This window comes from Bifidobacterium tibiigranuli (assembly GCF_022655035.1).
GTDB classification, from domain to species: domain Bacteria; phylum Actinomycetota; class Actinomycetes; order Actinomycetales; family Bifidobacteriaceae; genus Bifidobacterium; species Bifidobacterium tibiigranuli_A.
The window spans coordinates 191647-217426 of record NZ_JALCUA010000002.1; the positions used below are offsets into that span (position 1 = coordinate 191647).

Here is a 25780-nt window from a genome sequence, read left to right on the forward strand (position 1 = left end):
TGTTGAATAACTTGACTGACTGTCAGTCATTATAGAAGCAGGGAGGACAACCGATGAGCAGAAGCCTGGATCCACAGCGCCGCGTCGCACTGCTGCACGCGGGCCAGCAGGTGCTTGCCAGCAAAGGCGCGGGGAAAGCCACCATCGACGACATCACGCAGGCCGCCGGTGTGGCGAAAGGGACGTTCTACCTGTATTTCAACTCGAAAGCGGACCTCATCAAAGCCTTGCGCGCCGATTTCGCTGAGCAGATCGGCAACGTGCTGCGCGAGCATATGGAGGGAAATGCGCACCGTGATTGGCAGGCCGAAGCGCGCAATCTTTTGCGCCTGGCCGTTGACGAGTATCTGCAGATCGCGCCCTCGTATAGCGCCGTGCTTGACTGCGCATCGAGCGAGGCGGACGACACCTCATGGGAGCGCAGCATCACCGCAGTCATCGCTGATTTTCTGCAGGCGGCGAAGGCGCAGCGTGCCTGCACTGTAGAGGATCCGGAGGTTGCGGCGGTGTTCCTGTTTCACGGCATCAACGGGGTCTGCCATCATGCGCTGCATGCTGCCTCTGGTACTTCTGACGATTCCGCAGATGCTTGGGACAGCGAAAGGGTGACGGCTGCGATAGAGCCGTTCGTCGTGACCCTGTTTCATGACGAACGGCGGTGATTTCGGGACGGTGCAATCGGTGTTCCATATACGTTGGATGGCCTGAGCAAAGGAAAGCAACGAACGGTATGACGAGTAACTATACGTTTACGGCGAGCGTCACTATTGACAGCGGCCACTATCGGCAAATCATGGAGCTGGAAAAGGCGTGCCGAAACTATGAAGATGTTGATTTCAAGCTTGAGCTGGATTTCAAGACGAGCGAAGCGGGAAAGAATCAGACCGATCGCTCCGGCAGGAACGAGTTCTTCTGCTATGACCACGATGCGCTGGTCGGGTATTTGGGCGTATGCTCCTTCGACAGCGCAGTATGGGAAATCAACGGCATGGTTCGGCCGGACTACAGGAAGCAAGGGATTTTCACCGAGCTCTTTCGGCGGCTGCTGGACGAATTCAATGCGAGAAGCCCACAGGAGCTGCTATTGCTCAGCGACAAGAAATCGGCATCCGGTTTGCGCTTCATCGAGAGACTGCACGCGAACTATCATCATGCCGAATACGACATGGTGCTGAATGCGTCGGATTTCGAGCAGCATGGAGAGTTCGTAGAGCATGGTGGAGATTCGTCAAGCCTGCTGCGTTCCAAAAGCACATTGGATGTCCAGGAAACAGATGCCGAGGAGCACATGTTCACCGGCACTATAGCCGGCAAAATCATCGGCAGCGTCCGTTTGGAGCTGCTGTCGGACGAGGGCGGCATCTACGCCTTAGAAATCGTGCCGGAATATCGCGGGCATGGCTATGGCCGCGCGCTGCTCAACTGGTCAATAGCCAAGCTGATCTCGATGGGAGCCAAAACGATAATCCTGCAAGTCGACACAGACAATGCTCGCGCACTGAATCTGTACACGTCGACAGGGTTCGTCGAAGAATCAGCGATGCTCTACTATTCCTTGCGCAAGTCCTTGACCAAGGGAAATTGAGAATTTATGGCAAAATAACATCGGAGAAGCACCTATCTCGCTTATGTGAGGCGCTATGGGTGTGCTGCGGACGACGCTATAGAAGACACATTTTCATCAGTTGCGGCCGACGTAATGTGTTTCGGCGTGTGTGAGTGAGGTTTCGCAATGCTGTCAGCAGGGGAAAGCAACGTCGACTCGCAGCGATGACAGCATGCTGTAATAATCTGTGATTATGACCGATCATGTGAGCATCGAAGGGCTGCGCTATGCGTGGGCCGCCGCGCAGACGCATTCATTCACCGCAGCGGCCCGCGCCTACGGGGTGACCCAGCCGGCGCTGTCGAATGGCATTGCCAAGCTTGAGCAGCAGCTTGGCGGGAAACTGTTCGAACGCACCACCCAAGGAGCGGCGCCTACGGCGTTTGGCCGGCAGATGCTGCCCATGATTGAGCGTGCGCTTGATGAGCTGGATGCGATAGCCGCCGAAGCACAGCGTCTCACGCAACCGATTGATCGTTCCATTCGTATGGGCGTCTCTCCGCTCATCGATCCGAAACTCGTTGCGCAGATGTATTCCATGGTCTGCAATCTCCCGGAATCGCACGAGCTGGTGCTGCGCGAGGCCGATATGCAGGAGTTGCGCGAAGCGTTGAGCGCCGGCAAACTCGATGTCATCCTCATACCGGCCGTGGCTTCAATGCCCCGATTCGCTCATCGGATCATCAGCCGGGAGCCGGTCGCCATCGTCACGTCCCGTGCCATGCAGGGCAAGGCGAACGATAGCGCGGCAGGCGGGAGCAAAATAGACGAAGTCAAGTCAGAAGAGAACGCGACAGAGTTCGAGGCGGAAGCCAATGCCTCGTTCATCCTGGTTCCCGACACCTGCGGACTGACCACATTCACCAAACAGCTGTTCGCCAGCCACAAGCACCCGATGAACGCCTATCCGGGTGAGGCCGCAAGCTACCAGGTGCTTGAGCAATGGGCCTCGATGGGACTGGGCGTAGCGATTCTGCCAGTGTCCAAGCTCAGCGACCCCAAGGCTCAGCATCGCATGCTGCAGGATAATGGACAAGATGTCATGATCTCGTACGAGGCGGTCTGGAATCCGCAGTCGCCGCTTGCACGGGACATTGAGCTGCTTGCCAGCCAGATAGTCGTTGCCGAACCTCAGCATGAATCATTGGCTTTGTCTGCTCGGCTATAACGCCATAACGCCATAACAGTTGTGTATGGCTCCATCAGCGTTGACCCTCTACCGGGCGCGGCCCATCCACTCTACCGTGGAAGGTAGCCCGACGATGTGTCGGGCTTGGAACCGATATGAAAGCATGAAAGGCAGGCATCATGGCCGCATTTCTGGAAATCACGATCACGGTGGACGAAGCTGACCGCCCGGCGGCGGCAGCCGTCTACACCAAGTACAGGGAGCCGTTCCTCAACACGATTCCCGGAGCCACGAGCAAGCAGCTCCTGATTCGCGACGAGGACGTGCAGATTCTCCACGGCTTCACGACCGCAGATGAGGCGAAGGCCTATCTGTCCAGTGACCTGTTCACAAACGACGTTGTCGCCGGGCTTTCACCGCTGTTCAAGGCCGACCCGGAGATTCGCATCTATCAGGTCGCCTGACAATACGCCGTTTTGGGCGGCCGTCGACAGGAGTGGTCTTCATCCTGCCGACGGCCGCTCGGGCGGTCATACTATATATAAGCAATCGCAACAACGCGCAATACCGCACAACAACGCAAGGATGAATACATGAGCGACACCACCATCGAATACACCGACGTCAAGAAGTTCACTCAGGATCAGGTCGAACGGCTGTTCCTGTCAGTCGGCTGGGTTTCGGGCAAATATCCCGAACGACTGCACAAGGCGCTGATGGGGTCGTCGACCGTGCTCACGGCCTGGGATGGCGAGCGCCTCGCGGGCCTGGTGCGTGTGCTGGACGACGGCGAGATGATGGCCTACATGCATTACGTGCTGGTCGACCCCGAATACCAAGGGCACGGCATCGCCGGGCACTTGGTCGAAATGGTCAAGGAGCGCTACGCGAACTACTTCTACATCGAGGTCATGCCCGAGGAAAGCCGCAACGCATCGTTCTATCAGAAGCATGGTTTCGGAATCATGCCCGACGGCGTCGCCATGCAGATTTGCAACGAGTAGGCGATCAGGTTGCGCGTCAATCGGGGCGCAACCGTCCTCTGTATCAGCTTGTAACACGCCCGGATTGGTGCGCACAAGTCAGGCAGTAGCGTTTTTCACTGGCGGAATTCTGCGGGTCAAAATTCCTATCACCCGACTTGTGCATAGCATCCCCGGCGTGTCGCCTTTGACATCTCCTCTGCATCGCATCACACGTATGGGCGTCTGCGTCTAGCTTCTCTTCGTGGCGAGAGATAATGGCGGCATGAGATCGTGTGAACAAGGGGAGCAGGGGAGCGGAAGGCCAGTGGGCAAGACGAAACGCAATGCTTCCAACCGCAATGTCCCCAACTACAGCGCCCCCAACCACAACGCGACGCTAGTTGGCCTGCTCGCCATAGTGCTGTTCAGCGCGATTGTGAGCTTGGTGCGCATCACGGCGCAGAATTTCGGCGCCACCTTGGGCGCGGCGCTGATCTATACGCTCACCGCTGTAGTGATGTGGGTTATCCGCCGCCCGAGGCAACTGCGCAGTTTTCCGCTTCGATATCTGCTGGTGTGCGGAACACTGTTCGTGGTATACGAGGTTTCCGTTGGCTTGGCCGTGGGTCTGGCGCACGATGCGACGCAGGCGCTTGAGGTGAGTGTCGTCAACTATCTGTGGCCGACGCTGATGGTTCTGCTCTCGCTGATTGGGCGTCGTTTCACTGCCAAGACATGGCTGGTCATACCTGGCGCCTTGCTCGCCTCGCTCGGCACCGCGTTCGTGGTCGGCGGCGATGCCGGCCTGAATCCGGCGGGCATAGCCGCCCACATCGCCTCGAACCCAGTGCCGTATGCGCTGGCCTTCGGCGGCGCGGTCACCTGGGCCGTGTACTCCGTTATCACGCCGCGCATCAGCGAAGGGTACGACGGCATCACCCTGTTTTTGACGGGGGTCGCCGTGGCCCTGTGGATCGTTCATTTCCTGACGGGTTCGGTTCCCCAGCATGCACATCCGGCGGGAATCGGAGCCTATATCGTGCTCGTCGCCGCTGCTCTCGTCATCGGAGCCGGATACGCCTGCTGGGATGCCGGTATCATGCACGGCAATCTGACGGTGCTGGGGTCTGCCTCATACGCCGCGCCCGTGCTCTCCTCCGCGATAGGAGCGCTCGCGCTCGGAGCCAGCCTGACCGTGTCATTCTGGCAGGGCGTCGTGCTTGTGGTCGTAGGCTCGCTCATTGGCTGGTGGGCTACGAAGGATGCCAGCGTAGAACCGCAGAGTTGAACGGAGCCGGCGGACGTGTTGCGGGCGGTTTAGCTACTCGCCGCGCCTCACGCTCATTCTCACCGCATGCATTGTATATGTCTCTTTCGTCGGTTTTTCGCTGGTTTTCATTGGCCTTTAGTCGTCACGCTCGGCAGCGCCATAGCCTCAACATCATCAGCATACGCAATCGATACGCGCCGAAACCGACAGTCTCTCCCAAAGCACAGTCGCCCCAAAGTGAACTTTGGCTTAACCGGAAATGACATCTCGCTGATCTTCCGCGAGTTCGCCGCTCGGCCACGACACACTGGAACTGCCAACCTGTCGATGAAGCTCCTTAGCGGGCGCATCGACATCTTCGACATGAAAGAAATGAGATGCGCGAATGAAAACGGAAACGCAACGACATCGAACGCAGCAACATCGAATGCACAAAGTCATGGCGGGCGCTGCGGCGCTGGCTATGCTCCTGAGCGGCGGGGCAGCGGCTCAGGCGGCACAGGCTTCGACGGCATACCCGGCCAATAAGCCAAACATCACGGAGCTGCTTGGCGAGTTCAACAACTGGTGGACCCCGAAGAAGGTCGTCGATAATACGGCCCAAGGTGATGCGTTCCGTGGCAGCGTGACGGATGCCGGGCGCTCGGTGCTCGCATACAGCGACGATACGGTCGTCGCCATCAACAACCATGCGGCCAAGGACACCACGAAGGTAGACGGCACTGACACGCAGGCGCACCGCGCCGCGTTCGACGCAAGCGACAGTCCGGCTAATGCGATTACCTCGTATTCAACTGCCTTGGGTGGCACCATCGGCAAGTACCTGCGCGAAGGGCTGAGCAACGGCTCGCTGCCCAAGACGAACGCGCTGGTGTTCGATGCCTCAAGCCCGGTTGCGACCTCCGGTTTCGTTGGCACTGGCAGCGCCAAGAAGGACTTCAACTACCCGCGTCCATACTTCACCAAAGCGGATCAGGGCGTGGACCGCACCATCGGCGGCGACACCAATCTCAATGGGCTTAAGCCTGAGCTGGGCATCATCCACATTCCGATGTTCACGCAGGGCGGCCAGGAATTCGGTGAGGACTACACGGATTATGAGGAGCCTTCGCAAGCTTTCCCCTCCGGGCACACCACGAAGGCCTACAATCGCGGTATCGCGCTGTCCACGCTGCTGCCCGAGCTCGGGCCGGAGATCATGGCTCGCGCATCCGAGGCAGGCAATAACCGCGTCGTGCTTGGCGTGCACTATCCGATGGACGTGATGGGCGGGCGTATCGCCGCCACGGCCAGCTCGAGCGCGCTGTGGTCGGATTCGGGATTCCGCACCAATGAACTGTTGCCGGCGCATGATGAGCTTGAGAACTACATCGCCGCCCGATGCAAGGCGGATGGCAACGGCTCCACGGTCGGGGAATGCGTCACCAAGCTCGGCGCGAACGCCGATAAGGGTTATATCAACACCTTCACCGACGTGGTTTCGACCAAGCCGGTCACTGACCGTGCATCGGCAATCGACGCATATACGTCTCGCATGACCTATGGATTCGCGCAGACCTCCGCCGCAGGGCAGGCACCGAAGGTTCCTGCAGGAGCTGAGGACCTGCTGCTCACTGCGTTCCCGGATCTGAGCGCCGCACAACGTCGTCAGATTCTCGAAGCCTCCGAAATCGACTCCGGCTATCCGCTGGACGCCTCGTCGCAGGGCTACCAGCGGCTCAATCTTGCCAAGGCCTACAGCGCGAATGTGACGCTGAGCGCGGACGGCAGCACGATTGTGGCCATCAGCTTCGGCAACGCGCAGTCCAAGGTCACCAAGGTCAGCGACTCCGATGCCGTCACCAATCTGCTCAAGGACTTTAACCGCTACTTCGTGGCAGGCGTGGGCGTCACCGATGAGGGCAAGGCCGTGCTGAGCCATGACGACCAGCTCACCGAGTCCATCAACCACGCTGCTTTCGGGGCGGACGGCAAGACTGTTCAGGATCAGCGCGCGCTGTCCGATGCGCAGATGAACTCCACCAACACGCTGTATGACGCGCTTGGCCCGGTGCTGGGGGCGTACTTCAAGCAGGCGGCGGACTCCGGCAAGCTGCCCAAGACCGAGCAGTACCTCAAGGATATGAACAAATCCGCCTCTACCGGCAGCGCCAAGGCTTGGTATCAGCATCCGCGTCCGTATGTGGATCGCGTGAACTATGTCGGCACCACGCTGAACATGAACGGCACCGCGCAGACGCTGAACATCCAGAAGGTTCCCGGATACGAGAGCTTCGACTGGGGCAACGGCTCGCCGATCGACAACGAGTATGACAACCTGTATAACTCGGGTTCCTTCCCCTCCGGGCACACGACCTTCGCTTTCACGCAGGGCACTGGTCTGGCGAGCATTTTGCCTGAGCTGGGGCCGCAGATCATGACCCGTGTCTCCGAAGCGGGCAACAACCGCATCGTGCTCGGCGTGCACTACCCGCTCGATATCCTTGGCGGTCACATTGCCGGGCAGTACGGCGTGGCAAACGCACTGAACGACGATGCTACGCGTAAGGAAAGCGCCGATGCCCGCGCCGAGCTGGTCAGCTACCTGACCGCGCAGTGCAAGGCCGACGGCCACGGCGACACCCTGCAAAGCTGCATCGACGCCAACGGCGCCAACGATGCGAAAGGCTACGCCAACGCCTTCACTGACGAGGTCTCGACCAAGCCGGTCACCGACCTGCAGTCCGCATTGGCCGCCTACCAGGCCCGCATGTCCTACGGATTCACCAAGACCGGCACCGCTGGGCAGGCTCCGGTTGTGCCCGATGCTGCTGTCAATCTGCTGAGCAACGTTAGCGCCTTCAGCGTGCTCAGCGCCGACCAGAAGAAGCAAGTGCTCGCCGCGACCGAAGGCGACTCCGGCTACCCGCTGGACGCCACGAGCGAAGGCTGGGCACGTGTGAATCTTGCAGCCGCATACAGCGCCAAAGTGACGCTGAGCGCCGACGGCAAGAACATTACCAAGGTCGAGCCTGGTCAGACAGTCGCTTCGGTGGTTCGCGAGAAGACCCCGGCGCAGCCCGGTGATAACGGCGGCAATGGCAATAACATCGGCAACGTCAATACTGGCAACACCAACCAGCAGCCGACCAAGCCTGGCAAGAACGGAACCGGCGCGAACAACAGCAAACCGCAGGCCAATGGTGTGCTGGCTGCCACAGGTGCCGACATTTCGGCGGCCATTGTAGCGGTTGCCGCGCTTGCCCTGATTGGTTCTGCGGTCACGGTCGTGGCTCGCAAGCATCGGCACTGATTCGCCCGATACCCACAGGTTGTGATTCCGTCGTCGCCCTTGATTGCAGCGCCATTTCGATGGCAGCACAGTCAGGTGCGGCGGCGGAGTCGTCCATTGTGCGATGTGCAGCTCCGCGAACGACGTGCCGTCGTCTCCTAAATCCGTAGGACCAATGTGGTAGCTTCCAGCCTTAGCTCAGCCTTCGGCTTCGCTCCTCACGCCCTTCGCGGGCGCTCGGTCTCGCCTACAGGCAATCCACTGGATTGCCTGCTTTACGGCTCGACGCGCCGATGACTTGACTCGGTTCCAGCACGACGGTTTAATATACCCGGCTGCACAAGCGATGGCAGGAACCGCAAGGTTCATGCCGAATAGAGTGCTTGCCGTGATTCGCTGGGTTATTCCAGTGCGTCGTGTGCGGACATAGCTTAGTTGGTAAAGCGCGACCTTGCCAAGGTCGAGAGCGCGGGTTCGAGTCCCGTTGTCCGCTCCATCCGATTCATTCTTTCCATTTTTTGAACTCTGTCTTGAAAATGCCATTGAGCGCCGCTAAATGTCATAAACGAGATGGAGTAGACGGAACTCTGTCTCGTTTATGACTATCAGCGACAATAATTGTCACAAAGAAGACAGAGTTATACGGCGAAGACTCATAGCGACAGGGCTACCTGAGCGACCATTCGTATGCCTCACACATCGAAAATAATCGATAACGGATTAGCTCCTAGCCGGTCCAGACTTCGCACATTTCACGCATGCCGCCCCAGTTGTCCCGTTGCACTCATAATGTGTGACTCTGTTGACTCATAGTCCAGGCCTGCACCTTAGTAACGCGGGCCCCGATAGCAAAGGACCTCCCATGTCGGACCAGATCATCTCCATCACACTCAATGGCGAAGCGAAGGAGGTGAAGTCAAGCGACACCGGCGTCCAGCTCTTTGAAGACGACAAGAACATCATCGCCGTGCGTCTCAACGGCCAGCCCCGAGACCTGTACACGCCACTCAAGGACGGCGACAGCGTGGAACCGATCTCGCTGGACAGCCCCGACGGGCTTGCCATCATGCGCCATTCGGCGACGCATGTCATGGCGCAGGCCGTGCAGGAGATTCGCCCGGACGCCAAGCTCGGCATCGGCCCGGTGATCGAGAACGGCTTCTACTACGACTTCGACGTGGACGAGCCGTTCACGCCCGAGGATCTCAAGGATATCGAGAAGCGCATGCAGCGCATCATCAAGCAGTCGCAGTCCTTCCGCCGCCGCGTGGTGAGCGAGGACGAGGCGCGCGCGGAAGAGCAGGATCAGCCGTACAAACTGCAGCTTATCGGCAAGAAGGAAGCCGAAATCGACGAAGAGGCCTCCACCGAGGTGTCCACCGGCGAGCTGAGCATGTACGATAATGTCGACCGCAACGGCACCACGGTCTGGAAGGACCTGTGCCGCGGACCGCACCTGCCGAACACGCGCTACATCAAGGCCTTCAAGCTCGAACGCACCGCCGCCGCCTACTGGCTCGGCGACGAGCATAACAAGATGCTGCAACGCATCTACGGCACCGCATGGCCAACCAAGGATGAGCTCAAGGCCTACGCCAGCCGCATGGAGGAGGCCGCCAAGCGCGACCACCGCAAGCTCGGCCAGGAGATGGACCTGTTCTCCTTCCCCGAGGAGATCGGGCCGGGGCTGGCTGTCTTCCATCCCAAGGGCGCGGCGATCATCAACGCGATGGAAGACTACTCGCGCGAGCAGCATCGCAAGCATCATTACAGCTTCGTGCAGACCCCGCACATCACCAAGGGCCATCTCTACGAGATCTCCGGGCATCTGCAGTGGTACAAGGACGGCATGTTCCCGCCGATGCGACTGGACGAGGAGCGCGACGAGCAGGGCAACGTCACCAAGCAGGGCTTGGATTACTACCTGAAGCCCATGAACTGCCCGATGCACAACCTGATCTTCAAGTCCCGCCAGCGCTCCTACCGCGAGCTTCCGCTGCGCCTCTTCGAGTTCGGCACGGTGTACCGCTACGAGAAGTCCGGCGTGGTGCATGGCCTGACCCGTGTGCGCGGCCTGACTCAGGACGATTCGCATATCTACTGCACGCGCGAGCAGATGAAGGGCGAGCTGACCAGCCTGCTGACCTTCGTGCTGGGACTGCTCAAGGACTTCGGCCTCAACGACTTCTACCTTGAGCTGAGCACCAAGGACCCGCACAAGTTCGTTGGCTCGGATGAGGTATGGGAGGAGGCCACGAGCACACTGGCCGAGGTCGCCAAGGATTCCGGCCTTGAACTCGTCGACGATCCGGGCGGAGCGGCCTTCTACGGGCCGAAGATCTCCGTGCAGGCGCGCGACGCCATCGGCCGTACTTGGCAGGTGTCCACTATTCAGCTCGACTTCAACCTGCCCGAGCGCTTCGGACTCGAGTATATCGCCGCCGACGGCTCGCATCAGCGTCCGGTGATGATTCATCGCGCCCTGTTCGGCTCCATCGAGCGTTTCTTCGCCATCCTGCTTGAGCATTACGCGGGCGCATTCCCCGTCTGGCTCGCTCCGGTGCAGGTGACCGGCATACCGGTGGCCGACGAGTTCACGCCGCATCTCGAAGCGTTCATCCAAGATCTGGAAGACAATCTCGTGCGCTGCGAACTCGACCGCTCCGACGATCGCTTCGGCAAGAAGATCCGCAATGCCTCCAAGTCGAAGGTGCCGTTCACCCTGATCGCCGGCAGCGAGGACGTGTCGAAGAACGCCGTGAGCTTCCGCTTCCGCGACGGCAGCCAGCTCAACGGCGTGCCGCTGGAACAGGCCAAGGCATGGATTCTTGAGGCCATCAGCTCGCGCGTCCAGGTCAACTCCGCCGAGGACTTCGCTGCGACTACTTCCGCGGAGATTCCCGCAGCAGCTTCTGCAGCGATCGACTGAGGCCGGATTCAGCACGACATGTTCGAAAAACTACGCGGACCTTTCAAGAAGGTCATAGCCCCGATAGCGCGCGGACTGGTGAGCCTCGGCGTCACGGCCGACATGGTCACGGTGGCCGGTGCCGTCGGCACGATCATTGTGGCCGTCGTCACCGGCGTCACCGGCTGGATGGTGCCGGGCACGCTGGTGCTGGCCCTGCTGGTCATCTTCGACTCGCTTGACGGGTCAGTGGCGGCCATCACAACCGGAGGTACGAAATTCGGTGCCTTCCTGGACTCCACGCTTGACCGCATCGCCGACTGGGCGGTGCTCGTGGCCGTCATGCTGTTCTTCTACCTGCACAGCGACTGGTGGACTCATTCGGCATCAGCGTCCGCGCCTGACTATGTGAGCTACATCGGCATCGGGTGCGCGCTCTACGCCATCATGACCTCCTTTGTGACCTCCTACGCCCGCGCCCGCGCCGAATCGGTAGGCTACGAGGCCAAGAACGGCATCGCCACGCGCTCGGATCGATTGGTCATCATCCTGGTGGGCATGTTCCTGACCGGGCTGTTCCGCAATGGCATGTGGCTTATGGCCTTCATGGTGCTGCTTGCGGTGCTTGGCACGATAACCGTCTTCCAGCGCATCCACGAGGTGCACAAGCAGATGAACGGCGAAGAGCCAATCCAGCCCATCGTGCCGGAGGCCCGCGCCGGAGCGCAGTAGGCCAGAAGGAGCCCCATATGCTTGACCGCGTGCTCATAGCCATCGCCCGCAACGCCCGATTCATACCGGAGTCGCTGCTGCGCGCCCTGTTCGCGTGCGCGGCCGACGTCTGCTGGCTGTTCGGCGTCGGGGGAGTGCGCCAGCTGGAACGCAATCTGCGTCATGTGTTGGGCGCTGCAGGAACGGGCGCTGCGGGAATAAGCAACGAGGAAACCGGTACGTCGCAATCAGATGACGTACATCAGGCAGACGGCACCACGGTTTCGCGTCGCCGGTTGCGGCAGGTTTCGCGACGTGGTATGTGCGCCTATTTCGCCTACTTCTCCGAGGCCATGACTGTAGGCGCGCGCAGCGAGCAGCAATTGCGCGCCCGCGTGCGCGGCGATGGGCCGGGGCTGCAAAGCCTGATCGCATATGTGCATGATTCCACCGGCTCGGCGCCTTTGGCTCTCGGGCATCAGGGCAACTGGGACTACGCCGGCTTCTGGGCGCATCATGCGCTCGCCCCTGTCACAGCCGTGGCCGAGCGGCTGGGCAACCAAAAGCTGCTCGACACCTTCGTACATATCCGCGAATCGCTCGGCATGCGAATCGTACTGACCGGTCAGAAGGGGATTACCGCGCAGCTCAGGGAGCAGCTCGCTGAACCCAACGTGGTCGTCGCGCTGCTTGCCGACCGAGACTTGAGCCGACATGGTGAATTCGTCACGGCTTTCGGCTCCACGATTCGCGTTGCACGCGGCCCTGCCACCTTGGCTTTGGATACTGGGCTGCCCTTGTATGCAGTCAATGTATTCCGCGAACGGCTGCACGGCGCTCAGCGACGCAAGGCCAAGTCACGCTATGGCTATGTGTGCTGGTTCGAAAAGCCGATAGACGTTGACCGTTATCGCTCTCTGCCGCGCGAAGAGGCGATTCGAGCCATCAGCCAGGCCTGGGTCGACGTGTGGGCGGCGCAGATCGCGCGGCACCCCGAGGACTGGCATATGCTGCAGCCGATTTTCCTTGAGGATCTCGACCTTTCGCGCCTGAGCGATGTGCCCGATGACATACTCGCCAAAATCGCAGGTAACGCTGCCTGACACAACACGCTGCTGCCACAACGCCGTCATGAGACCGCCGACAGCCACACGTTTCGGTGGTCTGTTTCGGCCGCCTGATTTGGCCGAATGATGGCCGAACAGCAGCCGAATATCATGCAGCGAACAACGACGTACAGGTAGCACCGATATGACAAACATCCGCAGCCGTGCGACAATGCCAGTTATGCCTCAAAAGCCTGAATCACATGTAGACGCCGCTGCTGCAAGGCACGAGGACCCCTTGCATGGACGCAAGCTCAGCATCGGCATCATCTCGCCCTACTCCTTTGAAACCCCCGGCGGCGTACAGTTCCACATCCGCGATTTCGCCAAGGAACTCATGGCCCGAGGCCATCATGTCGAAGTGCTGGCTCCCGGCAGGCGCACCAAGGACATGCCGCTGTGGGTGCACACCAACGGCAGCTCGTTCTCAATCCATTACAACGGCTCGGTGGCCCAGATGAGCTACTTCGGCGTCGTGGGCCTGCAAACGCGACGCTGGGTCAAGCAAGGCCAGTTCGATATTCTCCATGTGCACGAGCCGGAGACGCTGTCGCTGAGCCACAAGCCGCTGACGATGCGGCACCATCCGCCGATGGTCGCCACTTTCCATGCGGCCTTCAACACCTACCCGCGGCTGCTGCGCTTCGGCGAGTCGTATCTGCGCCGCTACCTCGACCCGCTCGCTGCGGCGATATGCGTCAGCGACGCCGCGTTGGATACCGCCGCGCACTATCTTCCCGAGCAGCTCGAAACGCATATCATCCCCAACGGCATCAACCGGAATTTCTTCGCCAAAGCCGCCGCCGACTCCCGCTGGACCGGCAGCGAGGAACAGCCCACCATCGGCTTCCTGGGGCGCATGGGCGACGAGCGCAAGGGTTTCAAGATATTTGCCCAGGCCGCTCAGCAGATTCTGCGCGAATATCCGCATGCCCGTTTCCTATGCGTAGGCGACGGCGAGTCCGACGGGCGCAAGATCCTGAACAGAATCGATTCCAGCGGAAACCTCACGAAGCACTGCGAATTCCTCGGGCGTATCAGCGACGAAGACAAGGCGCGATTCTACCGTTCGCTCAGCGTCTACGTCGCCCCGCAGACCGGCGGGGAAAGCTTCGGCATCGTGCTGGCCGAGGCGATGGCGGCGGCCTGCCCGGTTGTGGCATCCGACCTCGATGCTTTCCGCGCGGTGGCCGATGATGGCAATGCCGCGGCCCTGTTCGAGAACGGCGACGGCGCGGATTGCGCACGATCGGTATGCGCGGTGCTCGGCGATTCATCGCTGCGCGAAAGGCTGCGCCTGAATGGCTCGCAACGCTCCCGGCAGTATGACTGGTCGAGCGTCGCAGATTGCGTGCTGAGGGTTTACGCGCGGGCTTTGTCGTGAAATTGCATTAGAATCACAACGTTTAACGTATTCGCATAGCTGCTGAGGAGTATTATGTCAGGGCATTCCAAATGGGCGACGACCAAGCACAAGAAGGCGGCCATCGACGCCAAGCGTGGCAAGCTGTTCGCCAAGCTGATCAAGAACATCGAAATCGCGGCCCGCATGGGCGGTGGCGATCCCGACGGCAACCCGACGCTCTATGACGCCATCGTCAAGGCCAAGAAGAACTCCATGCCGGCCGACAACATCAAGCGCGCCGTCAAGCGCGGTTCCGGCGAGGAAGCGGGAGCGGCCAACTACGAGAACATCGTCTACGAAGGCTACGCGCCCGCCGGCGTCGGCGTCATCATCGAATGCCTGACCGACAACCGCAACCGCGCCGCCGCCGAAGTGCGTTCGACGCTGACCAAGGCCAATGGCTCGCTTGCTACATCCGGCTCCGTGAGCTTCAACTTCGAGCGCAAGGGCCAGATCGTGGTCCCGTCCGAGGGCATCGACTTCGACAAGCTGTTCGAAGTGGCGGCCGAAGCAGGCGCCGAGGACGTGAGCGACGAAGGCGAGGTCTTCACGGTCATCACCGACCCGGGCGATATGATCACCGTGCGCAAGGCGCTGCAGGATGCGGGAATCGACTATGATTCCGCCGATCTGATTATGAATCCGAAGACCGAGATCGAACTGGATGTGGACGATGCGCGCAAGGTGTCGCGTCTTATCGACAATCTCGATGATCTCGACGATGTGCAGAACATCTACAGCAACTGGACCGCCTCGGACGAGGTGATGGCCCAGCTCGACGAGGAGTAATATCCTCGTGATCATTCTAGGTGTCGATCCCGGGCTCACCCGCTGCGGGGTCGGTGTGATCGAAGCCGGCGCATCACGCCGGCTTTCCTTTATTCACGTCGATGTTGTGCGCTCCGACCCGCATACCTCGCAGGACTTGCGCCTGCTGACCATCTACGACGGCCTGTGCGAGAAAATCGAACGCTTCGCGCCCGATACGGTGTCCATCGAACGCGTGTTCGCCCAGGAGAACCGCAACACCGTGCTCGGCACCGCGCAGGCGGCCGGTTTGGCTATGCTCGCGGCCGCGCAACGGGGCATCCCGGTCGCGTTGCACACGCCGACCGAAGTCAAGCTGGCGATCACCGGCAATGGGCGCGCCGAGAAGATTCAGGTCGAACGCATGGTGGCCCATATCCTGAATCTCAACACCATGCCGAAGCCGGCTGATGCCGCCGACGCATTGGCGCAGGCGATCTGCCACGCCATGCGGCCCGCCGGGGCCTTGGAGGGCGGCGAACGCGAGCAGCACCTGACGGTGGCGCAGCGGCAGTGGGCCGAGGCCTCGCAGCAGGCGCAGCGTCGCCATAGCGTCGACAGGGGCATGTAGACTTCGAACAGATGTTCGATTACTGAGTGTTTGCATATTCGGTGCTCGGATATGAACGGTCTGAGGACGGCTGTGCTGCGCTAGCTGTTTTCGGACTGCTGACCACTGACCACTGATTACTTGATCACTTGATCACTGACCGCTACGGACCGATAGGGGATCGTCATGATAGGAATGCTCGCAGGCCGGGTCGAAGCTGTGGATGCCAGCGCCGCGCTCATCATGGCTGGTGGCATCGGTTTCGAGACGCGCATGCCTGCGGCCGATCTCTCCGCGCTGCATGCCGGTCAGGAAGTGAAGGTCTACACGTCGCTCAATGTCTCGCAGGATGCGATTACCTTGTTTGGCTTCCTTGCCCAAGCCTCCAAGCGCATGTTCATGCAACTGCAAAAAGTCAGCGGCATCGGGCCGAAGGTAGCGCTTTCGCTGCTGTCCACGCTGCCTCCCGACAAGCTTGCACGCGCGGTGGCCGATGGCGACGCAACGGCGCTGGCCAAGGCTCCCGGGCTGGGCAAGAAGGGCGCGCAGAAGATCATATTGGAGCTCAAGGGTTCGATTGATCTCACGCAGATCGAGGGAAAGCCGGCAGCCGCAGCGCCTCGCGCCGACACCGGAACGCTGCAGGTGGTCGAAGGGCTGATTTCGCTTGGCTGGCGCGCCCAGGACGCCGAAGAAGCGGTGCGCTCAGTGTGCGCGGACAATGACATTGCGACGCCGCTCGCTGGGGATGACGTGCCGCGCGTGCTCAAGCTGGCCTTGGCCGCACTCGACAGGGGAAGGTGACCCACACTATGACAGGCAATACAGCAGCCGATATGACCACTGTGCATGATGCAGGCCGTGGCGGCAATCAAGCCAATGCCGGCATCGACTCTCAAGCCAATGCCGGAGCCAACGAGGAGTCGCTGCGCATGGTCTCCTCGCAACCGATTGGCAATGAGCCGATCAGCGACGAGGAGCTGCGTCCGCATGTCTTGGATGGCTTCATCGGCCAGCCACGTTTGAAGGAACAGCTGCAGTTGGTCCTTGATGCCGCCCGCAAACGTGAGGTGCCGCCCGACCATATCCTGATGGCCGGCCCTCCCGGCTTGGGCAAGACCACGCTGGCGATGATTACGGCGAACGAACTCGGCGTGCCGATTCGCGTGACCTCTGGCCCGGCCATTCAGCATGCCGGCGATTTGGCGTCCATCCTCAGCTCTCTGGATGCCGGCGAGGTCCTGTTCATTGACGAGATCCATCGCTTGCCACGCGCGGCGGAGGAGCTGCTGTACATCGCGATGGAGGATTTTCGCGTCGACGTGATGGTGGGCAAAGGCCCCGGCGCCTCTTCGATCCCACTGACCTTGCCGCGTTTCACCGTGATTGGCGCCACCACGCGCGAAGGCATGCTGCCCTCGCCGCTGCGCGCGCGCTTCGGCTTCACCGCGCATCTCGATTTCTACCCGCGCGAAGAACTGGAAAAGCTCATCGAACGCTCGGCTGCCGTTCTTGGCGTCACACTGGGCGATGGCTCGGCTCAGGAACTCTCCCTGCGCTCAAGAGGCACGCCGCGTATCGCCAACCGGCTGCTGCGCCGTGTACGCGACTGGGCCACGGTGCACGATCTCGGCGTCGTGCGTCCCGATGCGGTGCGTGAGGCGCTTGCGCTGTACCAGATCGATTCGGAAGGCTTGGATCGGCTCGATCTCGCCGTGCTGCATGCCGTCGTCAAGAGCTTCAACGGCGGGCCTGTAGGCCTGAACAACCTCGCAGCGATGGTCGGGGAGGAGGCGGAGACGGTGGAAACCGTATGCGAGCCGTATCTGGTGCGTGAAGGCTTCCTCATTCGCACGCCTAAGGGCCGCGTTGCCACGGGCAAGGCCTGGGAGCATCTGGGGCTGACGCCTCGCGATGATGTCAGCAAGCTATTCTAAAATCTGTTGTTTGGACCGTTATCCATTGTTATTCGGATGCATAGTGCATCCGCCATGTTAGGAGACCCCCGTCATGTCCTTGATTTTACCCGTCGTCCTCATCGTCCTCATGGGCGGCATGATGTGGTGGCAATCCAAGAAGGCCAAGCAGCAGCAGGCCGAAGTGAAAACCTTCCGCGAGAACTTGGTGCCCGGCACCGAAGTCGTCTCCATCGGCGGCGTCATCGGCAAAGTCGTGTCCGTGGACACGAAATACGAGGAGATCGTAATCGATTCCGAAGGTAGTTTGCTGCGTTTCAAGGCCTCCGCCGTCAACAAGACCTATGTGCGCCCGGCGTACGTCGATGACTCCGAAGTGGATGAGAACGGCAATCCGCTGCCGCAGGAGGATGGCGGCGAAGCACAGGTCGCATACGGGGAGATCTCCGACGCTGCTCAGTCTGACGACGCAACACCGGCGGCAGACGATGCGGCGCAAGCCGACTATGCGCAGGAGGCGGCTGTCGACGAGACAGGCGACGAAGCTGCCGCCACAGCGACGGACAACACTGCGTCAGATAGCGCAGCGACGGACAGCGCAGCAGAGGAAACCCCCGCGAAGTAGCGTGTATGCGTCGATCAGCGTGCATGATGCAGCAGTCATCATGCACGCATAGGCATTGAAGACAATCATCGTTGAACGGCATTCGACTAAGGCGGCAGGACATCGTCATGACTTCATCTGACATCAGCATCGATCAGCTTGGGCTTGTTGGAAGCGAGGACGCCGAATACCTCCTTTCCCTGATTCGCACGATTCCCGGATTCCCCAACGAGAACGTTCTCTTCCGCGATTTCATGCCCGCGCTGGCCGACCCCAGAGGCTTGGGAATCCTGCTCAAAGCATTGCAGCTTGCACTGCCAGTGCAGCAGCAGGACTTTGACAGTGTCGCCGGGCTCGAAGCCCGTGGTTTCCTGTTCGGCCCGGCCTTGGCCGCTTCCCTGGGCAAAGGTTTCATCGCCATGCGCAAAACCGGCAAGTTGCCGCCCGAAACCATCAGCGAAGAGTACACGCTCGAATATGGTCAGGAGAGCGTCGAGGTCGAGACCAATGCGATTTCCTCCGGCGAACGGGTGCTCATCGTCGACGATCTGATCGCCACCGGCGGCAGTGCCAGCGCTGCAGCGCATCTCGTCGAGAAATGCGGGGGGACAGTCGCCGGCTTCAGCTTCGTGATGGAGCTTGAAGGTCTTGACGGGCGCGCCTCGCTCGGTACGTATCCCGCCAGCGCATTGATCACGATGCCCGCCTGATACGCACGATGACGCAGACAGTGCAATGATGCGCATGCCATGGCGCATTACGACGTTATTGCACTGATTGCCCGCCACGTTGCAAGGGCTAGGCCAGATGACACATTTCGAAGATATCGACAGAGAGGAAAAGGTTCGGTTCTATGGATCTCTATGAGTACCAGGCCAGGGAGCTGCTCGAAGAGCAGTCCATCGACACGCCGAAGGCTATTTTCGCGCAGAATTCGCACGAAGTGGCGTTGGCTGCGGACAAGATAGGCTATCCTTGCGTCATCAAGGCGCAGGTCAAGATCGGCCATCGCGGGCAAGCTGGCGGCATCAAGGTGGCCCGGAATCGCGACGAGGCGATTCTCACGGCCGAGCAGATTTTCCCGATGAGCATTCAGGGACACAAGACCAGCGGCGTGCTTGTCGCGCAGGCCAAGAACATCCTGCATGAATACTACGTCTCCATATCGCTGGACCGCGCTTCGCGCGACTTCGACGTGCTGGCCACAGCCAACGGCGGCACCGAGGTCGAGCAGATCGCCCGCGAGCAGCCCGAGTCGGTCAAGCGGCTGCATATCAACGCGCTTGACGATTTCGATCTTGATGCTGCCACATCGATGGCACAGAGCATCGGCTTCTACCATGCCGACGTGGATCAGGCCGCGCAGGTGCTGCTCAAGATGTGGCGCTGTTTCAAGGAGAATGACGCCACACTGGTCGAAATCAACCCGCTCGCCAAAATCGGCGACCCGGACGACGAATCCTCCAAATCGCTGTGCGCCTTGGATGCCAAGATATCGCTGGACGACAACGCCGCCTTCCGCCACGATGGCTGGAAGCGCTTCACCGATTTGCATCAGTCCGATCCCTTCGAGCAGCGCGCCCGCGAGCATGGCCTGCACTACGTCCACTTGACCGGCGAAGTCGGGGTCATCGGCAACGGCGCCGGACTGGTCATGAGTTCGCTCGATGCCGTTTCCGGAGCTGGCGAGGACCAGCACACGGGAATCAAACCCGCCAACTTCCTCGACATCGGAGGAGGGGCCTCAGCCGATGTCATGAGCGAAAGCCTGAATATCGTGCTTTCCGATCCGCAGGTCGAATCGGTCCTCATCAATGTCTACGGCGGTCTCACCTCCTGCGCACAGGTGGCCGATGGCATTCTCAGCGCCGTGGAATCGCTGGGGTCCTCGAAGCCCATCGTCGTGCGCTTCGACGGCAATGCCGCGAGCGAGGGGCTGCGTATTCTGCGCGAGGCCGGCAACGCGAACGTGCGCGTGTGCGATACGATGGAACAGGCCGCGCAGGTCGCCGCCGAACTCGCTTCAACCGCCAAGGAGGCACGTCGATGAACGCATTCATCGAGAATGGCGCTCCGGTCATCGTGCAAGGCATGACCGGGCATCAAGGCATGACGCACACCGCGCGCATGCTTATCGCCGGCACGAATATCGTAGGTGGAGTCAACCCGCGCAAGGCCGGCACCACAGTCGCTTTCACGACACACACTGATGCCGAGCAGATCGAGATACCTGTGTACGCATCCTGCGCTGATGCGATCGAGGCCACCGGCGCCAAGGCGAGCGTGGTTTTCGTGCCACCGAGATTCGCCAAGGACGCGGTCGTTGAGGCGATCGAAGCCGGCATCGGGCTTATTGTGGTCATCACCGAAGGCATCCCCGTGGCGGATACCGCCTACTTCGTCGAATTGGCGCTGCGCAAGGGCGTGCGCGTCGTCGGGCCCAACTGCCCTGGGCTGGCTACCTTTGCCAAGGACCCTGCGCAGCGCGGCGTGAACATCGGCATCATTCCCGATGGCATCGTGAAGCGCGGCCCGCTGGGGCTGGTCTCCAAGTCGGGCACGCTTACCTACCAGCTTATGGGCGAGCTCGCTGACATCGGCTTCACCGCATGCCTCGGTGCCGGGGGAGACCCCATCGTAGGCACGACGCTGCAGGAGGCGTTGGAGACCTTTGAGCAGGATGAGGACACGAAGGCCGTGGTGATGATCGGCGAGATCGGCGGCAACGCCGAACAGGACGCCGCTGCCTGGGCCGCAAAGCATATGAGCAAACCCGTTGTGGCATATATCGCGGGCTTCACCGCCCCCGAAGGCAGGCAGATGGGCCACGCTGGCGCCATCGTCTCCGGCGGCAAGGGAACTGCTCAGGACAAGAAGGATGCGCTTGAGGCCGTCGGCATCCCAGTCGGCAGAACGCCGGGGCAGACCGCGCAGATCATGCGCGAGACATTGGCTGCGCGCTCCCTGGCATGAGGATACGTCCCAGGCAGTGGCTGAACGGGGCCGGCGCGGCGCTGGCCTCCATCGCCATATACTCCATTTCCCTGGGGTTCTTCATGGCGCTGACGCTGCTTGTCATCTCGATGGAAGAGGGCGGCGACAATCTCTCGCAGCTCTCGATTCCGTTGGGCGAGGCGATTGTGCTGCTCAGCCAAGGCGTGGGATTCCAGGCTGGTGCCATCAAACTGACGATTATCCCGCTGCTGCTGACCATACTGCTCATCGCCCTCATTCGTTCGCTGACGTTCAGACTCGGCTGTTCCTCATGGGAGGCGTATATTGCCGGGGCGATCTCGTGGATGATGCTGAACGCGATACTTGCGCAAGGCGTCACCGTGGGCCTGCTCGATTCTCTGTGGCTTGTCTGCTTGAAGACGCTGCTGGTATTCACCGTGGGCTTCGTCGGCGCGGCGCTACCCGCTTCCGGAGCATGGGGCAGATTCGTCACCGCTTTTCGCGCGCATACCTCCGCGCCGCTGCGCACCGCACTGAGCACAGGAGCATTCATCGGGGGAGCGCTTATCGCCTGCTATATGCTGGCTGGCGTGATCGTAGCCATAGTGTGGGTGGTGCGCGGGCATGGGGCGATGCTTCACCTGTTCGACCTCACCGGCATGCAGTCCGGCTCGAAGATACTCACGACCATATGCTCGCTGGCGTGGCTGCCGAATCTCTGCATTTGGGCGATAGCCTGGCTGTTCGGCTCAAGCTTCTTCATCGGTGACCTGGCTACGTTCAATCTGTGGACTGGGCGCGCGGTAGGATTGCCGCCGCTGCCCGTGTTCGCGCTGCTGCCTGAGCCGGTCGCCAATGCGACCTGGCGCATCGTGCTGATGTCCATTCCGCTGGCGCTTGGCTTTATCATCGGAGCTCTTGCGCTGGTGCTGAGGCGCGGTTTCGCCATCAGATTCATTGATATGGACGATGCGCATGGCGATGCTGAGCGCATCGAAGGCGAGCAGAACGAGCAGAAGCAGGACGACAACGGACACGATCTGCGCAGCACCATCGTCCGTTTCGCCTGCGCCGCCGGAAGCTTCTGCTTGGCCAGCGTGATCGTAGCGCTGGGCGTGACGCTGCTGTTCCTGCTCTCGAACGGGGCGCTGGGCCATCAGCGCCTTGCTCGTGTCGGCGTCGATGTGGCGGCATCCACGCAGTCCGCCAGTCGGCCGGGCGCGTTGGGACTGTTCGCGGCCTGGCTGATCATGCTCATCGTCGTATCCGGCGTATTCGCCGCGCGCACAGCCCTTGCTCGCCGTCGAACGCGGCTTGCAGCAGTGGGCGAGGCAGCGGACGACGCAGGCGCTGCCCCGACTTCTAGCGACAGCGACAGCGTCGACGACGATGCCAGCGACAACGGCACCACCGCCGACGCACCATCAACTCGTGTCATCAGCTCGATGACCAAACCCAAGGAGGACCATGATGACGACAACACATCGACCGATACGACGGGCTCTGGTATCCGTCTTCCATAAGGAAGGCCTGGAAACGCTGGCTCAGGCCTTCGTCAAGGCCGGAACCGAAGTGGTCTCCACCGGCTCCACGGCCAAAACGCTTGCGGCACTGGGCGTCAACGTCACCGAGGTAAGCGAGGTCACCGGCTTCCCCGAAAGCCTCGATGGCCGGGTCAAGACGCTCGATCCGCATATCCACGCCGGCATCCTCGCCGACATGACCAACCCCGATCACGTCGAGCAGCTTGAGCAGCTCGGCATTGCGGCCTTCGATCTGGTCGTCGTGAATCTGTATCCCTTCGCCGATACTGTGCGTTCGGGTGCGAACGAGACCGACACCATCGAGAAGATTGACATCGGCGGGCCTTCTATGGTGCGCGGAGCGGCCAAGAACAGCGCTTCTGTCGCCGTCATCACCGATCCTGCGGATTATGCACTGGTCGCGCAGCGGGTCGCGGACGGCCAAGGCTTCAGCTTGGAGGAGCGTCGCTGGCTTGCAGCCAAGGCCTTCGCCCACACCGCAGCCTACGATGCGACAATCACGGAATGGACGTCCCAGCGCTGGATCAAGCCGGCCAGCGTATCGCCGGTGTCGGAAGCCAATGCCTCCGAGACGGCTGAGACTGCGGCTACGACTGACGGCGCGGACGCAATCGATGAGAAGCTCATGCCAGCAACACTTACACGCACCTGGGACCGGGCGCATGTGCTGCGCTACGGCGAGAACCCGCATCAGCAGGCCTCGCTGTATCTCGACCCGCTTGATCAGAACGGCTTCGCGCATGCAATCCAGCTCGGCGGCAAGCCGATGAGCTACAACAACTATGTCGACGCCGACGCCGCCTGGCGCACGGTGTGGGACTTCGCGCCGCGCATCGCCGTGGCCGTCACCAAGCACAACAATCCCTGCGGCTTGGCGCTGGGGAAGACGGTAGCTGAGGCGCATCGCAAGGCGCACGCCTGCGACCCGATGAGCGCCTATGGCGGGGTCATCGCCGCCAACGCGACCGTCACGCTGGACATGGCGAACAGCGTGCGGCCGATTTTCACCGAAGTCATCGTCGCGCCGGATTACGAGCCGGAAGCGCTGGAACTCCTGCAGACCAAGAAGAAGAATCTACGCATCTTGAAGGTCGCCGAGCCGCCGCATGCGCGCACCCAGATGCGTGCCATCGATGGCGGCGTGCTGCTGCAGACCACCGATCTGATCGACGCGGAAGGCGACGACCCCGCCAACTGGCGCTTGGTCGCCGGCGAGGCTGCGGACGAGCAGACAATGCGCGACCTGGCATTCGCATGGCGTTCGGTGCGCTGCGTGAAATCGAACGCGATTCTGCTCGCGCACGACGAGTCCACGGTCGGCATCGGCATGGGACAGGTCAACCGGGTCGACTCGTGCGACCTGGCGGTGCGCCGAGCCAACACGCTGGCCGACAACGCGGACCGTGCCACTGGCTCGGTCGCTGCGTCCGACGCCTTCTTCCCGTTCGCCGATGGTGCCCAGAAGCTCATCGATGCCGGAGTCAGGGCCATCGTGCAGCCGGGCAATTCCATCCGCGACGAGGAAGTGTTCGCCGCCGCCCGCGCGGCAAATGTGACGATGTACGTCACCGGCACCCGCCACTTCTTCCACTGAGCGGCACAGGTTACTAAAGACGCTATAGACGCAAGGAGCATTCACCATGAGCGGCAAGCACCCCCAGGTCTCGGAGGACCACGAAGGCAAGCCCGCCTTCGAATGGGCGGTTGCCGCCGCCGTGGCGCTCAGCGCCGTATGCGCACTGCTTGGATACATGATGGCCGCCACAGCGGTTCTCGCTATGACGGCCATCATCACCGGATCACTCCGGCTGGTGCTGCGCGAACGCAGCCCGTGGAAGGTGCGCTCAGTTGGCTTCGATTCCTTCATCGGCATTGCCCTGGGAATCGGCCTGATCGTCACGTACATCAGCATCAGACTGCTCTACTGAACCCTCGTCGGCGGCTGCATCTGCATCAGCCTGAACCGCTTCGGGCTCGGCAACGGCAGCAGGCGCAGCACTTTTGGCGAACAGCTCCTGCGCGACCATGACGAGCGCGACCAGCGCGGCTGCAAGCACCGGCACAATCCAGAACACCCAAAGCTGCTGCATCGGCTCCTGCGTCAGTCCCTGATTCTGCGCGAAGACCGCAACGCCGGTAGCGCGAGCCGGGTTGAGCGCCGCCCCGGTGACCGGATAGGTGAACGCAGCGCCCGCGCCGTAGGCAAGGCCCATGGCCCAAGGCTGACGGGACGTGCCCTTGCCGTCCTTGCCAAGCGTCGACATGGCCGCAGCGACGATCAGCACGCCGGCGATGACCTCGACAAGAATCGCCAGAGTGATGCTGAAGCTCACTCCGGCACCCTTGAGCGCAGTGGAGGAAACCGAACCGGATTCGAAGCCGTTGGCAGCATAGGTGAACCACAGCTTGATCGGCAGGCTTTGCGAGACCGGGAGCACGCTTTTGAACACCGCGCCCGCCGCGATGCCGCCCAGCACCTGGGCGATGATGTAGAGCAGGCCGTCGAGCAGCTGGGTCTTCGAGGTCAGCATGGCCGCGATGGTGACGGCGGGATTGAAATGGCCACCGGAGATGCGTCCAAGAACGAACGTCACGATGGCATAGACCAGGCCAGTCGCGACGGCGATGAACGCCAGATTGGCGCCATACAGCGCAGCGGAAAGCGCATACGCCAGATAGATCACAATGAAGATCAGGAAGCTGCCCAGCAGCTCCGCCGCCACGCGCAGCCACAGATTGGCTGTTGCGCTGATGGCCGGCGTAGCATTCGCCGTATTCAGGTTCGAGGCTGCGTTGTCATAAGCCGTAGCCTGCGCTGCATCCTGTGATGCGACTCCTTCCTCGCTGCTCGGCGCACTGCCGTTTTCCGATTCGAATTGAGTCATGATATTCCTTCGTACCTCAACTATGTACACTCTGTACTTCAACGATGTACTTTCAACGTTGCGGGCCGATGCCCGCCGGACGACTGTCATAGTACCAGCATCTCCGGTGTGTTTCCTTATTATGGGTTATACTGGAAAGGTTGCGACC

23 protein-coding genes and 1 tRNA gene are annotated in these 25780 nt (G+C 61.1%); 23 read left to right on the plus strand and 1 reads right to left on the minus strand.

Annotated features, from left to right (window positions below):
• The first annotated feature begins 53 nt into the window (after window positions 1–53).
• The 23 genes from LKK40_RS03425 to LKK40_RS03535 all read left to right on the plus strand — a co-directional run bounded on the left by LKK40_RS03425 (window position 54) and on the right by LKK40_RS03535 (window position 24675).
• On the plus strand, window positions 54–662 hold the full coding sequence (locus LKK40_RS03425; protein WP_304309227.1) for a TetR/AcrR family transcriptional regulator: 609 nt from the start codon (window positions 54–56) through the stop codon (window positions 660–662).
• 68 nt (window positions 663–730) lie between these two features.
• The gene (locus LKK40_RS03430; protein WP_304309228.1) at window positions 731–1585 is read left to right on the plus strand and encodes a GNAT family N-acetyltransferase; all 855 of its coding nucleotides are present in this window, start codon (window positions 731–733) and stop codon (window positions 1583–1585) included.
• Between the two features lie 214 nt (window positions 1586–1799).
• The gene (locus LKK40_RS03435) at window positions 1800–2774 is read left to right on the plus strand and encodes a LysR family transcriptional regulator (protein WP_304309230.1); all 975 of its coding nucleotides are present in this window, start codon (window positions 1800–1802) and stop codon (window positions 2772–2774) included.
• Window positions 2775–2914: 140 nt separating this feature from the next.
• Window positions 2915–3199 (plus strand): hypothetical protein, encoded by a 285-nt coding sequence (locus LKK40_RS03440; RefSeq protein WP_304309232.1) that lies wholly within the window; start codon window positions 2915–2917, stop codon window positions 3197–3199.
• Window positions 3200–3328: 129 nt separating this feature from the next.
• A complete protein-coding gene (locus LKK40_RS03445) occupies window positions 3329–3739 on the plus strand; it encodes a GNAT family N-acetyltransferase (RefSeq protein ID WP_152579723.1) in 411 nt (136 codons plus the stop codon).
• Window positions 3740–3983: 244 nt separating this feature from the next.
• On the plus strand, window positions 3984–4988 hold the full coding sequence (gene yddG, locus LKK40_RS03450; RefSeq protein WP_304309233.1) for an aromatic amino acid DMT transporter YddG: 1005 nt from the start codon (window positions 3984–3986) through the stop codon (window positions 4986–4988).
• A gap of 409 nt (window positions 4989–5397) precedes the next feature.
• Window positions 5398–8262: a phosphatase PAP2 family protein gene (locus LKK40_RS03455; RefSeq protein WP_304309234.1), complete on the plus strand. Its 2865-nt coding sequence runs from the start codon at window positions 5398–5400 to the stop codon at window positions 8260–8262.
• A gap of 399 nt (window positions 8263–8661) precedes the next feature.
• A tRNA-Gly gene (locus tag LKK40_RS03460) sits at window positions 8662–8737 on the plus strand.
• Between the two features lie 366 nt (window positions 8738–9103).
• Window positions 9104–11170 (plus strand): threonine--tRNA ligase, encoded by a 2067-nt coding sequence (gene thrS, locus LKK40_RS03465; protein ID WP_304309236.1) that lies wholly within the window; start codon window positions 9104–9106, stop codon window positions 11168–11170.
• A gap of 18 nt (window positions 11171–11188) precedes the next feature.
• The gene (gene pgsA, locus LKK40_RS03470; RefSeq protein WP_304309237.1) at window positions 11189–11881 is read left to right on the plus strand and encodes a phosphatidylinositol phosphate synthase; all 693 of its coding nucleotides are present in this window, start codon (window positions 11189–11191) and stop codon (window positions 11879–11881) included.
• A gap of 17 nt (window positions 11882–11898) precedes the next feature.
• On the plus strand, window positions 11899–12963 hold the full coding sequence (locus LKK40_RS03475; protein WP_304309239.1) for a phosphatidylinositol mannoside acyltransferase: 1065 nt from the start codon (window positions 11899–11901) through the stop codon (window positions 12961–12963).
• A 184-nt stretch (window positions 12964–13147) separates the two neighbouring features.
• Window positions 13148–14350, plus strand: a complete 1203-nt coding sequence (locus tag LKK40_RS03480) for a glycosyltransferase family 4 protein (protein ID WP_304309241.1) — start codon at window positions 13148–13150, stop codon at window positions 14348–14350.
• Between the two features lie 54 nt (window positions 14351–14404).
• Window positions 14405–15160 (plus strand): YebC/PmpR family DNA-binding transcriptional regulator, encoded by a 756-nt coding sequence (locus LKK40_RS03485; RefSeq protein WP_152581710.1) that lies wholly within the window; start codon window positions 14405–14407, stop codon window positions 15158–15160.
• 7 nt (window positions 15161–15167) lie between these two features.
• On the plus strand, window positions 15168–15749 hold the full coding sequence (gene ruvC / locus LKK40_RS03490) for a crossover junction endodeoxyribonuclease RuvC (protein WP_152581709.1): 582 nt from the start codon (window positions 15168–15170) through the stop codon (window positions 15747–15749).
• Between the two features lie 165 nt (window positions 15750–15914).
• Window positions 15915–16532 carry a Holliday junction branch migration protein RuvA gene (ruvA, locus tag LKK40_RS03495; RefSeq protein ID WP_304309243.1) on the plus strand — a complete coding sequence of 206 codons (618 nt, stop codon included), beginning with the start codon at window positions 15915–15917 and terminating at the stop codon, window positions 16530–16532.
• Window positions 16533–16660: 128 nt separating this feature from the next.
• Complete coding sequence (gene ruvB / locus LKK40_RS03500; RefSeq protein ID WP_304309513.1) at window positions 16661–17665, plus strand: Holliday junction branch migration DNA helicase RuvB; 1005 nt, start codon at window positions 16661–16663, stop codon at window positions 17663–17665.
• A 73-nt stretch (window positions 17666–17738) separates the two neighbouring features.
• Window positions 17739–18269 carry a preprotein translocase subunit YajC gene (locus LKK40_RS03505; RefSeq protein WP_304309244.1) on the plus strand — a complete coding sequence of 177 codons (531 nt, stop codon included), beginning with the start codon at window positions 17739–17741 and terminating at the stop codon, window positions 18267–18269.
• Between the two features lie 107 nt (window positions 18270–18376).
• A complete protein-coding gene (locus tag LKK40_RS03510) occupies window positions 18377–18958 on the plus strand; it encodes an adenine phosphoribosyltransferase (RefSeq protein WP_304309246.1) in 582 nt (193 codons plus the stop codon).
• Window positions 18959–19101: 143 nt separating this feature from the next.
• On the plus strand, window positions 19102–20298 hold the full coding sequence (gene sucC, locus LKK40_RS03515; RefSeq protein ID WP_152581705.1) for an ADP-forming succinate--CoA ligase subunit beta: 1197 nt from the start codon (window positions 19102–19104) through the stop codon (window positions 20296–20298).
• Complete coding sequence (gene sucD, locus LKK40_RS03520) at window positions 20295–21221, plus strand: succinate--CoA ligase subunit alpha (protein WP_304309248.1); 927 nt, start codon at window positions 20295–20297, stop codon at window positions 21219–21221. The genes sucC and sucD overlap by 4 nt, the downstream gene beginning before the upstream one ends.
• Window positions 21218–22726 (plus strand): cell division protein PerM, encoded by a 1509-nt coding sequence (locus LKK40_RS03525; protein ID WP_304309250.1) that lies wholly within the window; start codon window positions 21218–21220, stop codon window positions 22724–22726. The genes sucD and LKK40_RS03525 overlap by 4 nt, the downstream gene beginning before the upstream one ends.
• Window positions 22671–24341 carry a bifunctional phosphoribosylaminoimidazolecarboxamide formyltransferase/IMP cyclohydrolase gene (purH, locus tag LKK40_RS03530; protein ID WP_434735113.1) on the plus strand — a complete coding sequence of 557 codons (1671 nt, stop codon included), beginning with the start codon at window positions 22671–22673 and terminating at the stop codon, window positions 24339–24341. The genes LKK40_RS03525 and purH overlap by 56 nt, the downstream gene beginning before the upstream one ends.
• Before the next feature lie 46 nt (window positions 24342–24387).
• Entirely contained in the window at window positions 24388–24675 is a 288-nt protein-coding gene (locus LKK40_RS03535) for a DUF3017 domain-containing protein (RefSeq protein WP_152581702.1), read from the plus strand.
• Here LKK40_RS03535 and LKK40_RS03540 read toward each other — a convergent pair.
• Window positions 24592–25527 (minus strand): MIP/aquaporin family protein, encoded by a 936-nt coding sequence (locus LKK40_RS03540; RefSeq protein WP_434735121.1) that lies wholly within the window; start codon window positions 25525–25527, stop codon window positions 24592–24594. The two genes, LKK40_RS03535 and LKK40_RS03540, sit on opposite strands and share 84 nt — an antisense overlap.
• Window positions 25528–25780: the final 253 nt, after the last annotated feature.